The following is a 16238-nucleotide window of genomic DNA, read 5'->3' as shown; positions in this document are numbered from 1 at the left end:
TGGCAACCGTGACAGGCAGCATCTTTGTGCCACATAAAGCCCTTTGCCAATCAAAAAAATAATTGGCACCCCGACAGAACGCCAGGGTGCCGAAGTACGTGAAATTAGTCGACAAACACTCGCGCGTTGCGGAACAGGCGCATCCAGCCGGAGTCCTCGCTCCACTCATCCGGGTGCCAGCTATTGCTGACCGCACGGGCTACACGCTCAGGGTGCGGCATCATAATAGTGACACGACCATCCTCGGAACACAGAGAGGTAATACCATTTACCGAGCCGTTGGGGTTGGCCGGGTAAGTTTGGGTAATTTCTCCTTTGTTATTCAGGTAGCGCATCGCGATGGTGCCGGAAGCTTCGCATTTCTCCAGTGCCTGCTGGTCGGCAAATTCCACACGACCTTCACCGTGGGCAACCGCAACCGGCATATAAGTGCCCGCCATACCTTTGAACAGTACGGAAGGGGAATCCTCGACACCCACCAGGGCAAAGCGCGCTTCATACTGCTCGGACAGGTTGCGCACAAAGCGCGGCCAGTGGTCGGCACCGGGAATCAGCTCTTTAATCACAGAGAACATCTGGCAACCGTTACACACCCCCAGACCGAAGGTGTCTTTGCGGTTGAAGAAGCCTTCAAACTGATCGCGGGCACGTTCGTTGAACAGGATGGTCTTGGCCCATCCCTCACCGGCGCCGAGTACGTCACCGTAAGAGAAGCCACCACAGCCCACCAGGCCTTTGAACTCATCCAAGGCCACACGACCGGAAAGAATATCGCTCATATGTACGTCGACAGCGTTAAAGCCGGCGCGATGGAAGGAGTGCGCCATCTCCACCTGGCTGTTAACACCCTGCTCGCGCAGCACAGCCACTTTCGGGCGAATACCTTTGGCGATATAGGGAGCACTGATATCTTCATTGATATCGAAGGTGAGATTCACCGATAGGCCCGGATCTTCCTGGGCAATCGAGGCAAATTCCTGTTCGGCACACTCGGCGTTATCGCGCAGAGACTGGATGCGGAAACTGGTTTCCGACCAGATTTGCTGCAGTTCAGCACGGGAGCGCTTTAAAATTTCAACACCGTTATTGGTGATGCACAGGTGTTCGTTGTTGTTCAGATAGCCGATTTGATGCGCCGGTACACCGACAGCGGCAAAGCGCTGTACCAACATATCCGCTTCACAGGCGGGAACCTGCAGTACCGCACCCAGCTCTTCACTAAACAGTGCGGCAATGGGGTCATCACCCAATTCGTAGATTTCCACATCCATACCCACACGGCCGGCAAAGCCCATTTCCGCAAGAGTAGTGAAAAGACCACCATCGGCGCGGTCGTGGTAGGCCATGATCAGGTCTTCATTCAGCGCTTGCTGCACCACTTCGAAGAAACCTTTCAGTTTCTTGGCATCGTCCAGGTCGGCTGGCTTATCACCCAGCGCGTTATAGACCTGCGCCAGGCAGGAACCACCGAGGCGGTTTTTGCCGGCACCCAGGTCGATCAGCAGCAGCTCGCTCTCACCTTTATCGGTGCGCAATTGCGGGGTAACGGTTTTGCGCACATCGGTGACGGGGGTAAAGGCGGAAATGACCAAGGACAGGGGTGCGGTAACCGCCTTCTGCTCGCCCTCTTCCTCCCAGGCGGTGCGCATAGACATGGAGTCCTTGCCCACCGGGATGGTAATCCCCAGCTCAGGGCACAGCTCCATACCTACCGCCTCGACAGTGCGATAGAGTTTTTCCTCTTCACCCGGGTGGCCCGCGGCACACATCCAGTTGGCGGAGAGTTTGATATCTGAGAGTTGCTTCACCGGGGTACAGGCGATATTGGTAATTGCCTCGCCCACCGCCAAACGGCCGGAAGCCGGCGCATCCAGCAGGGCCACCGGAGTGCGCTCCCCCATGGACATGGCCTCACCGGCGTAGCTGTCATAGGCAACCGTTGTCACGGCGCAGTCCGCCACCGGCACCTGCCAGGGACCGACCATCTGATCGCGGGATACCTGGCCGGTTACAGTGCGGTCACCGATGGTAATCAGGAAGCTCTTGCTGGCCACAGTAGGCAGGCGCAGTACGCGCTCAGCAGCTTCATTCAAGTCGATATCCGCAGTGGAAAATGCCTCGGTTTCAACCTGGCGAGTTTCCGCCTCGCGGTGCATACGCGGCGGTTTGCCGAACAGCACAGACATGGGCAAGTCCACAGGCTTGGACTCGAACTTGGTGTCGTTCAGAAGTAGGTGCTTGTCTTCGGTGGCCTCACCGACAACGGCGAAAGGCGCACGCTCGCGTTCACAAATTTGCTCGAAACGCTGCAGGTCTTCCGGCATGACTGCCAGTACGTAGCGCTCCTGGGATTCGTTACACCAGATTTCCAGCGGGCTCATGCCCGGCTCATCGCAGGGCACATTGCGCAACTCGAAGTTACCGCCGGTGCCGCCGTCTTTAACCAGTTCGGGGAAAGCGTTGGACAAACCGCCCGCTCCCACATCGTGGATAAAGGCGATGGGGTTTTTCTCGCCCAGCTGCCAGCACTGATCGATGACTTCCTGACAGCGACGCTCGATTTCCGGGTTCTGGCGCTGTACAGAAGCGAAATCCAGATCTTCGGAACTGGAACCACTGGCCATACTGGAAGCCGCGCCACCGCCGAGACCAATCAGCATGGCCGGGCCGCCCAGCACTATCAGCTTGGCGCCAGGAGAAAACTCGGGCTTCTCGACATGCTCTTCGCGAATATTGCCGTAGCCGCCGGCCAGCATAATCGGCTTGTGATAGCCGCGGCGCTCACCATCGAAGTTTTCTTCAAAGGTACGGAAGTAACCGCAAATATTTGGGCGGCCAAATTCGTTATTAAATGCGGCACCACCGATAGGCCCCTCGATCATAATATCCAGGGCGGTAACGATACGCTCAGGCTTGCCGTAGTTGGATTCCCAGGGCTGTTCCCAACCGGGGATTTGCAGGTTAGAGACAGTAAAACCAGTCAGGCCCACTTTCGGCTTGGAGCCGCGGCCAACCGCACCTTCATCGCGAATTTCGCCACCGGCGCCAGTACCGGCACCAGAGAAGGGAGCGATTGCCGTGGGATGGTTATGGGTCTCCACCTTCATCAGCAGATGGATAGCTTCGTTGCTAAAGCCATATTCCTTGCTTTCTGGATCGGGGTAAAAACGCCCAGCCACATTGCCCACAACAACTGCAGCATTGTCGGCATAGGCGGACAGTACATTGTCTCCACCCTTGCGATAGGTATTCTTGATCATGCCGAACAGGGAGTGCGGCATTTCTTCGCCATCAATCGTCCAGGAGGCATTAAAGATCTTGTGGCGACAGTGCTCAGAGTTCGCCTGGGCGAACATCATCAGCTCTACGTCGGTGGGATTGCGATCCAATTCCTGGAAGCTGGTGAGCAGGTAATCAATTTCATCTTCGGCCAGGGCCAGGCCCAGCGTCACATTGGCAACTTCCAGTGCCTCACGGCCACCCTCGAGGATATCCACACCACGCAGCGGGCGAGGCTCCTCTTCAACGAATAACTGCTCTGCCTGTTCGAGTTCGGCAAAGGCTACCTCAACCATGCGATCGTGCAGCTGGGAGGCCAATGCCTCGCGCTCGGCTTCGCTCAACTCGACACCACTCAGATAGTAGGCGACACCGCGCTCAAGCCGATGTATCTGAGTGAGACCAGCGTTGTGGGCAATATCGGTGGCCTTGGAAGACCAGGGAGAAATAGTGCCCGGGCGCGGTACCACCAGGATTAGCTCACCTTTCGGTTGGTGCTTCTCTTCGGTGGGGCCGTACTGGAGTAGTCGCTCAAGCAGCGCCATCTCCTTGTTATCCAATGCATCGCTGTCGGCAAAATGTACGAACTCGGCGTAGAGATCGTCGATAGTCGGTTGCAGCGCGCGCAGTTGGTTGAGTAGTTTTTTATGGCGGAATTTCGACAGTGCGGGAGCACCACGCAGAACTAACATTGCGGGAGATAGCCTCTTGTCTAAATGAGAAAGATTGCGCGAAAGAAGGATCGCACAAGGCCCCGGAAATTTGAGAGGCGCAATTGTACCCGAAGCGCCGCAACTCCAACACACCTACCCATCACTTGAGTACACATGAACTAATTAGCAATCAATATGTTCAAAAGGCGAACAAAACTGATCGTAAATTCGCTGATTTCACTAGACGCCAAAAATCTCCTACAAAAGTCTCAACAGCATTTCAAGCGCCCGTGTCACAGTGCCCAAAAGCCAAATTGGGCAGATTGTCGTCAAATAATGTAAAATTGGCGGACTGTGCCAGCATTGGCGAGAAAAGCCCTCGCGGAGGTGCCCGTACCAGGCCTTAGGCATAACAGCGATAAAACCAACGGACGAGCTAGAGGGGACAGCCTATGATGATGAGAAGCCGAGCGCTGCGCTATGTCCGCCGCGTATGCAAAGGTATCGCCCTGTCCTGCTGTGCCTCTCTATTAGTTGCCAGCAAGGCACCGAATACCCTGGAGCGAATTAAAGCTTCCGGCGAACTGGTTGTCCTCTCGCAAAACGGCCCCACCACCTATTACGAAGACGCCTCCGGCAATCCCACCGGCTTTGAGTACGGTATGTTGCACGCCTTTGCCGAAGAGCTGGGAGTCAAGCTGGTCATTCGCGATGTGCACAGCCTGGACGACATGTTCGCGCGCCTGCGCGACCCCGAAGAAGGTGCTCACTTCGCCGCCGCGGGCCTCACCGTCACCCCGGAACGCCGCGAACAGGTGCGTTTCTCTCCCTCCTATTTTGAAGTCCGCCAACAGATCATTTACCGGCTTGGGGAAAAACGCCCGCGTAAAACCAGTGATCTGGAAGGCGAAACCATCGCGGTTATCGCCGGCAGCGCTCACGCCGAAGAATTAAAAAAACTCTCCCAGCGCTATCCCAATTTGCGCTGGGAGGAGGTTTCCGATGTCGACGCCATGGAATTGGTGGAGATGGTGCATCAGGGCCAATATAGCTATGCGGTGGTGGACTCCAACGCCTACGCCGTGCATCGTGGACTCTACCCCAAAACTGGAGTGGCTTTTAATCTCAGCCAGTTCCAACCGGTTTCCTGGGCTTTTCCCAAGAGTGATGACGATAGCCTTTACCAGCGCGCGCGACTGTTTATGTTGCGCGCCAACACCAACGGCATGATTGCGCAACTGCGAGAAGAATTCTTTGGCCACGTCAGCGACCTGAATGCAGGGGGCGCCCAAGCTTTCGCCAAGCGCAGCCGTGAACGACTGCCCAAGTGGCGCGGGGTTATGCAAAAAGTGGCCGACCAATACGAGCTGGATTGGCATTTGCTGGCGGCACTCAGCTACCAGGAGTCTCACTGGAATCCCCGCGCTCGCTCACGCACCGGGGTGCGCGGCCTGATGATGCTCACCCTGGGTACCGCCAGGGAGCTAGGTGTAAACCGGCTCAATCCCGAAGAGAGTATTGAGGGCGGCGCTCGCTATATTGTGCAGATCCGCAACAAACTGCCGGAGCGTATCCGCGAACCAGATAGAACCTGGATGGCCCTGGCCGCCTACAATGTGGGCTACGGCCACCTGGAAGACGCCCGCGTACTCACAGAGCGCATGGGCGGCAACCCGGATTTGTGGCCCGATGTGCGCGACCACCTGCCACTACTGGCCAAACGCCAGTACTACAAATCCACCAAGCACGGCTATGCGCGCGGTTGGGAACCAGTCACCTATGTGCAAAATATTCGCCACTACCAGGCCCTGCTGAGCTGGAGCAGCCGTATCGAAGAGCAGCGCCTGGCAGCCAACGATGAAAACGGCGGAGCCCTTGTTGAGAACAGCCCTGTAGAAGCCGAGGGCAGTGCTGCCCCCGCCCTCTAAGTTTTTTTATAGGCCCTAAGGCTGTCTCAGCTGAAGCTAGAAGCTAGGCTGGCAGTACCGATTCATTAGCAACATCTTGTATCCATTATCTTAACTTGGCCCAAATCAAGAGACGCTTGAGAGATGGAAGAAAAAGACACTGCCAAAGAAATCGAGGCGTTTATCGATTACCTAGTGCAAGCAGGAGTCCACTGTCGAGTAGATGAGCTGGAAAGTGTCTACCACAGGGACATGCAGGTTTATATGCTGGATGATTCAGACCAGCTGACGGTGGCCGACAAGACCGCTTTTATCGATCTATTTAAGCATAAGCGGGATGCCGGTGAATTACCCCTTAACGGCTGGACCAAAATCCACCATGTGGCCGCTAACAATAACAGCGCCCTGGTGATTTTTTCCCGAAGGAATAACCTATCTGGCCAGGAAAGAAAATTAAGGCTGGGGATTGATTTAATTTATGAGGATGGGCGCTGGCAGGTCATGCGGGAGATCATTTTTCTGGAGCCACCCGCCCCTGATTCAACCCGTCAAAATTAATAAGTAGAGACCTTTAATTCTCTTCTTGAGATAGCGCCCAGTCTCGGGGCAAAAACTGCAAGTCTTCAGGCTCATCAATATCATGCAAGATTTCCAGACGCCGGCAAGACATATCACACTCCTGTAAGCGCTCCAGGGTTTGCCGGGCAACAACCTCTGTACTCCAGCGAATATCTTCAAACAACCTAAAGTGCAACCGTTTGAGCCCTAACAAAGTGTAGCCGCCATCTTTTGCCGGATACATAACCGCATCGACGCTCGTTAACGCCGCAGCCGCCTCACGGAGGCGCGAAGCAGTTAACGCTGGACAATCTGTGCCCAACAAAAAAAGACCCTGGCTTGCTACCTGGTGAGTATTAGCAGCCTGCCACAAACGCTGACCGAGGTTGCCTTGCGACTGATTAAGAAGAGTTACCCCAACGGGTAAGGCGAATGTTCGCCAAAAAGGATGCTCGCAATCTGGTGCAACATGCAACTCTACCGGCCCGAGCTCTGCCATTACAGCCTCCTGCAAAGTTTGCTGTAACAGCTTTTCCGCTAGAGAGGCTGCCCCTTGTTCCCCTAAAGCTGGGATCAAGCGGGTTTTGGCATAGCCAGGCAGGGGCGCCTTGGCCATCACCACCAGGCGTAAAGAGGGAAAAGAAGAATTACTCATAGCGTTTTGCCAAGCACTCCGCAGAGACGCCACGCCAGTAATCGAAGCGCAAGCGCCACATCAATAACACCGTGCGCCAAATACCAAATTTTTGCCAGCGGCGCCCCGAGGTGCTGGCTCTCTGGCGCAGGCAGTGCGGTCGGGCCGTTTTCAGCAGCTGACGGCTCAGCTCTATGTCTTCCATCAAGGGCTGCGGAGCATAGCCCCCTACATTATTGAAGAGGTCACGGCGGACAAAAATTGCCTGATCGCCTGTAGCGATGCCGCTCAGGCGGGAGCGCCAATTAATCATGGCAGAAATCAGGGGAAACCAGACGCTGTCGCCGCTGATACGAATATTAAAACGGCCCCATTGCGCTCCCCGAACCGAAGCAGAGGCAATCGCACTCAGGGCGCCTTGGGGCAGGCGTGTATCCGCATGCAAAAACAATAACCAATTACCGCGGGCAACCGAAGCACCGGCATTCATTTGGAGAGCGCGTCCGCGCTGGGAATGAATGACCTTCAATCCGGCGGCACTGGCCATTTCTGCACTACCGTCAATACTGCCGCCATCGACCAGAATGACTTCGCAGCTGCTATAGGCGACCAGCTCTTTCAGTTGTGCTACCAACTTTGGTAACTGCTCCCGCTCATTTAACAGGGGCACAATAACACTGTATTGCACTGTCTTGCCTCAACTCTGTCTCGCCTTTTCTCACGCTCGTCTTATCCCCGCCTCCAGCGGTGGAACTTCTCCAACCATCGCAGCAGACTCTTGGGTGCATGAGCCCGCTTCCAATTTCCTGCCACATATTTATTCGCTTCAGCCATAGTAGGGTAGATATGAATTGTGGATAAAATCTTGTTCAACCCAAATCCCTGTTTCATCGCAAATACAAACTCAGCAATCAGCTCCGCCGCATTTTCACCAACGATACAAACCCCCAGGATTTTATCCCTACCCGGTGCTGTTAATACCTTAACAAATCCGGTTGCGGCGCCATCGACAATCGCGCGATCCAGGTCATCAATACCATAGCGGGTTACCTCATAGGCCACCCCTTGCGCAATTGCCTGGTGTTCACTTAGCCCAACACTGGCCACTTGTGGGTCAATAAAGATTGCGCTGGGTATCAAGCTATAATCCACCGCGAACTTTTTTATATCCCCAAAGAGCCCATTGACCGCAGCATACCAGGCCTGATGGGCAGCAATATGCGTAAATTGATAAGGCCCGGCGAGATCCCCCGCTGCAAGAATATGAGGGTGTCGGGTGCGCAGGTAGTCATCCACTTGGCATTTACCCTCCTGCACAATACCTAACTCCTCGAGACCTAGCCCCTCGGTTCTGGGGCGTCTACCTAGAGCCAGAATAACCTCATCAAATGTCACCTGTATTTCACCTTGCGCATTCCGCAAGGTGACCGCCCCTCCCTGCCCGCTTTGATTTCCGGCAAATGCAGTAGCCTCGTGCGCGGTAAGTAATCGCACCCCCTCCGATTCCAGCGCCTGGGTTACAGCAGCAGAGACTTCGTGATCCTCTAGGGGCAACAGACGCTCGGCGCGTTCGATCAAGGTGACCTCGGAACCCAGCCGCGTAAATGCCTGAGCCAGCTCACAGCCAATTGCCCCGCCACCAAGTAACAATAATCGAGAGGGCACCTTGTCTAGCTGAGCGAATCTGTCCCACAGGGTTTCACTAGTCAGATAATTGACCGCTTCCAATCCTGGAAACTGCGGTACTGCGGGCTCAGCTCCCGTAGCGAGGATGATCGCTCGTGCTGTAAGCGTCTGTTCTGTACCATTTTCTTTAGAAATATTTACAGTCCAGGGATCGACAAGGCGCCCCCGCCCGCGAACAACTTCCACCCCCAGATCGTTGTAGCGCTCGACACTGTCGTGAGGCTCAATCTGTTGGATCGAATTACGCACATGCGCCATGACTGCGGGAAAATCAATTTCGGGCTCAGGCAAAACCACACCGAATCTCTTCGCCACGCGGGCAGAGTTCGCAACCCTGGCACATTGAATCAGTGCCTTACTGGGTACACAGCCGGTATTCAGGCAGTCTCCCCCCATATTTCCCGACTCCACCAGGGTAACCCTGGCTTTTACCGCCGCAGAAATATATGCACTAACCAGCCCTGCAGCTCCGGCACCGATCACAATAATATTACGGTCAAATTTTTTGGGTTTACTCATTGCAGTCATTCACTGAGCCGCGCGGCGTCGCTTAAGCCAACTGAGAAAGTATTTAGCCAGTAGAGGGAAGATTCCCAACAAGACAAAAGACAGCAGCAATTGTGGGGAGGCGATGTCCCCTAAATTTTCAATACGCGCAAGCTGAGTGCCCGCATTCACATAGACAATTGTACCTGCCAGCATACCCAGCTGGCTGACCCAATAAAATGTCCACACGCGCAAGTGCGTCAGACCCATTAATAAATTGATAAGGAAAAAAGGGAAAATAGGCACTAATCGTAAGGCAAATAAGTAAAACGCCCCCTCCCGATCAACACCATTGTTCACCACTTGCAAACGTGTTGAAAAACGCTCCTGCACATAATCGCGGAATAAATAACGGGCCATTAGAAAAGCCAATGTCGCACCAATACTGGAGGCAAAGGAAACGATCAGTGTTCCCCACAGCAAACCAAAAATGGCACCGGCGGCTAATGTGAGAATCGCAGCCCCAGGCAATGAAAGCCCGGTTATCAAAATATAAAAAAACAGAAAAAGAAAACTAACCAGTATTGGCGAGGTGGTTTTCCACTGCTGAAATTGATCCCCGCCTTCTTTTAGTCTTTCCAGGTTTAACCATTGGTTTAGGTCAAACCAATAAAAGGCGGCAATTAAAGCTACAACGAGTAACAGCAGCGCGACTCTTTTCCTCATAACGGCCTAATCCTATATTTCCATGATTCCGTTAGAGCGCCCCACCGCAACTACTTCCCTGCCCTGCCGTACAGCCATAGCAGTGGTCCGCTACCGCTATCGCTCCCCCTTGCAGGTCCTGGTTGAGTAAATCGCGCAAATGTGGCCGACCCGGTATAGGAATATTGAGTTGCTGGTTAAAGTCACAATCAAATAAATTTCCCTGCCAGTCCACACTCACCATAGTGCGACACATAACACCATCAAGATTTGCATCGCTGTAATTATCCCGCAGCAGAGCCATATAATCTTTAAACTGCCCCTTGGAGATCAGCATGGAACCAAAGCGTTTTATCGGCATATTGACGAGCGCAAATAAATGATTGAACTCGATATTAAACTGCTTTCTCAACTCCCGGCGATAGTCTGCCTCCAGGGCAGTTTGCTCTGGGGGTAAGAATGCCCCCTGGGGGTTGTACACTAAATTTAACCGCAACCCACTTTCTGGCTTGCCATAACCAAGCTCATTGAGCTTTTGCAGCCCGGCAATACTCTTGTCGAAAACGCCTTTGCCGCGCTGTTTATCGACGTTATCCATGGAATAACAGGGAAGAGAGGCTATCACTTCCACATGATTTCGAGCGAGAAACTCTGCTGTATCCTCCTGGTTGGGCTCGAACAACACGGTGAGATTACAGCGATCAATGACCTGCACTCCCAATCCTCTTGCAGCCTTGACCAGGTCTCGAAATCCCCAATGTAATTCCGGGGCACCGCCGGTGATATCCAGAACTCGAATATTGCGCTTCTCGATCACCTCCAGCAGCAACGCTAAATTTTCATCCGACATCATCTCTGTACGGTTGGGACCCGCATTGACATGACAGTGCACACAGGATTGATTACAGCGGTAGCCAATATTGAGTTGCAGGGTTTCAATGCTGCTGCGGCGTATTGCCGGGAAATCGGATATTTCCAGCAAGGGCAGTGTTTCATGCATAGATCTCAGTGCTCCACTTCTTCTAGCACTGGATTAGACGGTTCGAGCAGTGGTTTTATTACAGCAAGCTGATCTACCGACATGGCTTCCACGGGGGTAACTAAACCACTGGCCAAGGCTGTATGGGCGATGGAGTCGGGTTTCTCCGTTCCCAGTAAACGAATGGCCTCTGCCGCCACCTGTTGGGCGCGCACCGCATTTTGCTGCAGATTGGCGATGGCCACTTCTGCCGTCACAGCTTCCTCTCGGGGATGCCAACAGTCGTAATCGGTGGCCATCGCCAGAGTGGCATAGGCAATCTGTGCCTCTCGTGCCAACTTGGCTTCCGGCATATTGGTCATACCAATGACCGATGCACCCATACTGCGATACCAGTGGGATTCCGCCCGCGTTGAGAACTGCGGGCCCTCAATGCACAGATAAGTGCCGCCCCGGTGTAGCTGCACCTCCTGTCCAGCCTGGGTGGATTCAAAGGCTCGCGCCAGGCAATCCGCCACTGCCGAACAGACTGGGTCTGCCATAGAGACATGGGCGACCGCGCCACGACCAAAAAAGGTGCTGTCGCGTTTGCGCGTCATGTCGATAAACTGGTCGGGAATCAACATATCCAGCGGCCTAACCTTCTCTTGCAGAGAGCCAACCGCAGAGAGAGACAGGAGGTAGCGCACGCCCAGCTGGCGCAGCCCATGGATATTTGCCCTATAGGGCACTTCGGAGGGGATCAATCTATGACCGCGCCCGTGGCGGGAGAGAAAGGCAACCGGAATGCCCTGCAGCTTGCCGCATACAATAGGGTCTGAGGTAGGTCCAAACGGGGTCTTCAGCTGAACCTCTTGCACATCTGTCAGCCCTTGCATTTCATACAGGCCACTGCCCCCGATTACGCCGATCAGTGCTCTAGCCATGTTCTCTCCTGGATAGTTAGTTTTTTGGCAGTATAGGAGTGGGAACAGGTCGTGTATATCGCCAGCTTGAGGACAAAATACTCCTGACAGGTAAACCAGAAGGCAAAATAAAAGCCGAACCACCTAGCGCATTGCTATCGATCGTGAGCCACTGAGCTCCCCCGCGCATATCAAGAACCGACCTCAAAAGTATTTTCTGTACACAAACCAAGCGACAATCTATATTTACCCGGGTAATAACATTTTACCCAGATAAATTTATAGGAGGTCCTAATGGCGCCAGAATACATAGCCATTGACCGACAAAACGTGATTGCACGGGGCACACTGGAAGCAGTTGTCCAACAGGTAAAATCCCTTGAGCCTCAAAGAGAGCCCATGGTCTTTTCAACCGACAACTGCCAACGAATCGAGATTGATTGGCAAGGCGATTTTGAGACGGTACTGACCAGGTTGAAACCCAGCACAGCCCCCAGCAACGCAAAGCGGGGACGCCCCAAGCTTGGAGTCATCTCCAAGGAGGTCACATTACTCCCCCGCCATTGGGAATGGCTAAAACAACAGCCGGGCGGAGCCTCTGTTACCCTGCGCAAGCTGGTGGAGCAGGCACAAAAACAAATCTCTGTCGAAGAGCGTATTTCAACTCAACAACAGCAACTGGATAGATTTATGCTTCAGGTTGTAGGAGATGCTCCAGGATTTGAAGACGCCAGTCGCGCCCTCTATCGAAATAGTAAAGTGAGCTTTGAAAAAGCCGTCAGCGACTGGCCAGATGACATCAAACACTTTGTCTTGGCCAAATTTAACAATATCGCAGAGATGCATAAGGGTAATCAGTAAAAGGGATTTTGTATGACCCAACAGCAAGACAATATCTTTCTCAGTGGTGCGCTTTTACCAGTTTTCTTTAAAACTGCAGCACCTATCATTTTTATAATGCTGGTAAACGGCTCTTTTACCTTGCTGGACGCGTACTTCCTGGGAGAGTATGTAGGCCCCGATGCACTGGCTGCTGTCACCCTGACATTTCCGATGTTTATGTTGTTGGTCGCACTGTCTTCCTTAATCTCTGGAGGCTACTCCAGTGTTCAGGCCAGACTCTTGGGTGCGGGGAAAACGGATAAAGCAAGGCAGGCATTTTCCCAGGCAATTACCTTGGCACTGATCGTTTGTGGTCTTCTTATGGTGTTGTTTACTCTAGGAGGCAAACAATTGACACTGTTGGTAGCCAATGGCTCCCAGCCTTTGGCAGAAATGGGCTACACCTATTTAACGATTCTTGTTTTTCTCTCTCCCGCCCTATTTATTGGCGCCGTTAACTCTGACACTTTGCGCTGTGAAGGGAAATTACCCTTGATGGCTAGTGTTTCGCTAACCTCCGTACTTCTCAATATCGTCTTCAACTATGTTTTTATTGCCCACTTGCAAATGGGGGTCGCGGGTTCCGCTTATGGAACAGCATTGGCTCAATCAATCGCCCTTGCGATAGTAGCTGGCTATCGTTATTACGGAAAAACAGTAATCGCTACACAGGTGATTCGATTTTCCAGCCAGAAACAATACTGGTGGGAGTTTCTATCCCTGGGGTTGCCATCCAGCCTGAGCTATATCGGCGTATCCCTCACTTCCATGGCGGTTATATTCAGCCTGCAGGCGTGGGGAGGAGAACACTATGACTCTACCGTTAGTGCCTATGGCATTACCACCCGGATCATGACTTTTATTTTTCTCCCGTTACTCGGCCTGAGTCAGGCCTTTCAGACGGTAGTTGGCAATAATGCCGGCGCGAAGATCTGGTCACGCATGGACAGTAGTATCAATATCGCCCTGACCGTGGCATTCAGCTACTGCCTACTGCTTCAGCTTGCCGTTATTATTTTTAAGGATACCCTGGGAGCGTTATTTGTCAGCGATCCACAAATTGTTGCAGAAGTTGCGCGCATTCTGCCGATGATGACTCTGGTTTATTTCCTGGCGGGGCCACTGATGATGGTCAATATCTTCTTTCAAGCGATTGGCGACGCTAAGCGCGCGACCATACTCGGGCTGGCAAAAACGTATATTTTTCTGCTGCCTTTGATATTAATTCTGCCCCTGGCTATTGGTGAGGTGGGTATCTGGTATGCAGGGCCTATAGCAGAAATACTATTACTCACATTAACGGCGTTTATTTTATATCAACGCAGCCGCGCACACGGCCATAAATATGGCTTGTACAGCACCTAGCCACATTGAAGAGATTAGTGCTGCAGAAAGGAAAAGGGAGTCATCGACTCCCTTTTTTCGGCCACCTTAACTGCGTTGAACTTGCTCTACATGATTGGCCTTGCAAAAGATCTTGGCAGTGTCAGACGCCTACCATCATACAAATAGGAAAGCATATCCAGATCACCCGCGCTGGGATGCCAGCTGGCGTTATTCACCTGATTGGGAGTGATTTTACAACCACCGGTCCTGGTATTTTCTCTGACACCCAAGGCCTGCGCCTGATTGTCATACATCATGATAGATTGAGCATCGAATGTGGAGCCGTGTGTCATAAAGCGGGCCATGGTCTGGGTGCGGGTTTGCACTTGCAAAGAGTCCAGCGTGTTCTGTACCGCTAGAGGCGCATCCGAGCGCATATGCTCATGGGCCAAACCCAGGGTATGACCAATTTCATGTGGCAGCGAGGCAATAGCGGCCCTATTACCCCTCCAGTTCACACCGCAATACTGGTCTGTTTTATTGGTGTATCCCACAGTCGCACTACTATCGTTATCCCTAATAGTAATTACCCCCTGCCCAGCAGCCCCCACCTGAATAAACTTGATTGCCGCAAATCGAAACGCCCGATAAATACACAGTTCCCAACGAGACATTGCTTTTTTAACAGCGGTCACATAGCCCGCATCCAGATTGCGCGGCATATAATATTTCACTATTCCGTTGGGCCAGACACCACCAACATCTTCATTTCTATCTAAAGAAAAACCACTAAAAACCAATTTATAAGAAATATTTCGAATATTTTTATCTATTGACAATCCCATGCCGCAGACCTCCACCATTATCAGGTTATTATTCTGAAGGCTAATAAATGCTTTATTTAACTTATAACTGGACCAAGAAAAAATCGACATCCAAGTTTTATCACAGCATGAAATTTATACCCTAACAATTCCCAAACACCTAGGAAAAACTTTAACAACCCTTTCAAGCCCCCAACAACCAACAAACAGTGAGATAGCTTCTCAAACAGCAATAAAAATCATTCGGTATTAGCTTTCAAAAATGACTTACAACAACACACCTTAAATCGGTAAAGCAACCCAAAAAAACCAACAAAATAGAGAAAAAGAAAAGCCACGTGTTTGAGCAGGGAAAGGGAGAAGAGAGAAGAGAGAAGAGAGAAGAGAGAAGAGAGAAGAAAAATAAGCTACACAGAAAAAAGCGCAATTAAATGGCAACTTAAGGCAAACCTAGGCTGGGCAAAAATAAAAAAACAGCCTTCAAAACAAAAAAGGCCACCCAGAGGGTAGCCTTTTCTAGAGTTAACTATCTAGTAACAACTTACCAGCCAGTTACTTCCTTCAGCGCGTCACCGATCTGAGCCAGGGAGCGCACGGTTTTAACACCAGCGTCTTCCAGAGCCGCGAACTTCTCGTCAGCGGTACCTTTACCACCGGAGATGATCGCGCCCGCATGGCCCATACGCTTGCCGGGAGGAGCAGTTACACCAGCGATGTAGGAAACGACCGGCTTGGTAACATTTTCCTTGATGTAAGCCGCCGCTTCTTCTTCAGCAGTACCGCCGATCTCACCGATCATTACGATCGCTTCGGTCTGCGGGTCGTTCTGGAACATTTCCAGAATATCGATGAAGTTGGAGCCCGGGATGGGGTCGCCACCGATGCCCACACAGGTGGACTGGCCGAAGCCGTGGTCGGTAGTTTGCTTAACTGCTTCATAGGTCAGGGTACCGGAACGGGAAACGATGCCCACTTTACCCGGCTTGTGGATATGACCCGGCATAATACCGATCTTGCACTCACCAGGAGTGATCACACCCGGGCAGTTCGGGCCAATCAGGCGTACGCCCAGCTCGTCGCACTTCACTTTAGCGTCGAGCATATCCAGAGTCGGGATACCTTCGGTGATACAAACGATCAGTTTGATACCAGCGTTGGCTGCTTCCAGGATGGAATCCTTACAGAAAGGCGCGGGTACGTAGATTACGGAAGCTTCTGCACCGGTCTCTTCTACCGCTTCTTTCACGGTGTTGAATACCGGCAGACCCAGGTGAGTCTGACCGCCTTTACCCGGAGTTACACCACCAACCATCTTGGTGCCGTAAGCAATCGCTTGCTCGGAATGGAAAGTACCCTGGGAGCCGGTGAAGCCCTGACAGATGACTTTGGTGTCTTTGTTAATCAATACTGACAT

At 52.5% G+C, this 16238-nt stretch carries 14 protein-coding genes; 5 read left to right on the top strand and 9 right to left on the bottom strand.

Translation table 11 applies throughout. From position 1 onward, the window contains the following. Positions 1–104: 104 nt before the first annotated feature. A complete protein-coding gene (gene purL, locus ACXAFI_RS04510) occupies positions 105–3971 on the bottom strand; it encodes a phosphoribosylformylglycinamidine synthase (RefSeq protein WP_475107831.1) in 3867 nt (1288 codons plus the stop codon). A gap of 413 nt (positions 3972–4384) precedes the next feature. On the opposite strand from purL, the gene mltF reads away from it, so the two are divergent. Together mltF and ACXAFI_RS04500 are read left to right on the top strand one after the other, a co-directional pair. Continuing rightward, positions 4385–5860 (top strand): membrane-bound lytic murein transglycosylase MltF, encoded by a 1476-nt coding sequence (mltF, locus tag ACXAFI_RS04505; protein WP_475107830.1) that lies wholly within the window; start codon positions 4385–4387, stop codon positions 5858–5860. A gap of 123 nt (positions 5861–5983) precedes the next feature. Then, entirely contained in the window at positions 5984–6397 is a 414-nt protein-coding gene (locus ACXAFI_RS04500) for a hypothetical protein (RefSeq protein WP_475107829.1), read from the top strand. Between the two features lie 13 nt (positions 6398–6410). Here the strand turns inward: ACXAFI_RS04500 and ACXAFI_RS04495 are convergent, their stop codons facing one another. Genes ACXAFI_RS04495 through mtnP form a run of 6 tightly spaced genes read right to left on the bottom strand, consistent with a single transcriptional unit; the run spans position 6411 to position 11813 of the window. Then, complete coding sequence (locus ACXAFI_RS04495; protein ID WP_475107828.1) at positions 6411–7052, bottom strand: TIGR04282 family arsenosugar biosynthesis glycosyltransferase; 642 nt, start codon at positions 7050–7052, stop codon at positions 6411–6413. Beyond that, positions 7045–7719: a TIGR04283 family arsenosugar biosynthesis glycosyltransferase gene (locus tag ACXAFI_RS04490; protein WP_475107827.1), complete on the bottom strand. Its 675-nt coding sequence runs from the start codon at positions 7717–7719 to the stop codon at positions 7045–7047. Before ACXAFI_RS04490 ends, ACXAFI_RS04495 begins: the two co-directional genes overlap by 8 nt. Positions 7720–7760: 41 nt before the next feature. Next, positions 7761–9236, bottom strand: a complete 1476-nt coding sequence (locus ACXAFI_RS04485; protein ID WP_475107826.1) for a dihydrolipoyl dehydrogenase family protein — start codon at positions 9234–9236, stop codon at positions 7761–7763. Between the two features lie 9 nt (positions 9237–9245). Beyond that, a complete protein-coding gene (locus ACXAFI_RS04480; protein WP_475107825.1) occupies positions 9246–9929 on the bottom strand; it encodes a TVP38/TMEM64 family protein in 684 nt (227 codons plus the stop codon). Between the two features lie 31 nt (positions 9930–9960). Next, entirely contained in the window at positions 9961–10908 is a 948-nt protein-coding gene (gene arsS / locus ACXAFI_RS04475) for an arsenosugar biosynthesis radical SAM (seleno)protein ArsS (protein WP_475107824.1), read from the bottom strand. A gap of 5 nt (positions 10909–10913) precedes the next feature. Beyond that, positions 10914–11813 (bottom strand): S-methyl-5'-thioadenosine phosphorylase, encoded by a 900-nt coding sequence (gene mtnP, locus ACXAFI_RS04470; protein ID WP_475107823.1) that lies wholly within the window; start codon positions 11811–11813, stop codon positions 10914–10916. A gap of 273 nt (positions 11814–12086) precedes the next feature. On the opposite strand from mtnP, the gene ACXAFI_RS04465 reads away from it, so the two are divergent. Both ACXAFI_RS04465 and ACXAFI_RS04460 read left to right on the top strand, forming a co-directional pair. Next, positions 12087–12653, top strand: a complete 567-nt coding sequence (locus ACXAFI_RS04465) for a DUF2239 family protein (RefSeq protein ID WP_475107822.1) — start codon at positions 12087–12089, stop codon at positions 12651–12653. 12 nt (positions 12654–12665) lie between these two features. Further along, entirely contained in the window at positions 12666–14039 is a 1374-nt protein-coding gene (locus ACXAFI_RS04460) for an MATE family efflux transporter (protein ID WP_475107821.1), read from the top strand. Between the two features lie 86 nt (positions 14040–14125). Here ACXAFI_RS04460 and ACXAFI_RS04455 read toward each other — a convergent pair whose 3' ends face one another. Next, positions 14126–14845, bottom strand: a complete 720-nt coding sequence (locus tag ACXAFI_RS04455) for a M12 family metallopeptidase (RefSeq protein ID WP_475107820.1) — start codon at positions 14843–14845, stop codon at positions 14126–14128. Between the two features lie 321 nt (positions 14846–15166). On the opposite strand from ACXAFI_RS04455, the gene ACXAFI_RS04450 reads away from it, so the two are divergent. Beyond that, positions 15167–15334, top strand: coding sequence for a hypothetical protein (locus tag ACXAFI_RS04450; RefSeq protein ID WP_475107819.1), 168 nt, complete (start codon positions 15167–15169; stop codon positions 15332–15334). 31 nt (positions 15335–15365) lie between these two features. On the opposite strand, the gene sucD is transcribed toward ACXAFI_RS04450, so the two are convergent. Then, positions 15366–16238, bottom strand: a complete 873-nt coding sequence (sucD, locus tag ACXAFI_RS04445; protein WP_152454464.1) for a succinate--CoA ligase subunit alpha — start codon at positions 16236–16238, stop codon at positions 15366–15368.

The organism is Microbulbifer sp. ABH2_005 (assembly GCF_056160005.1).
This window is presented reverse-complemented; position numbering and strand designations above follow the sequence as displayed.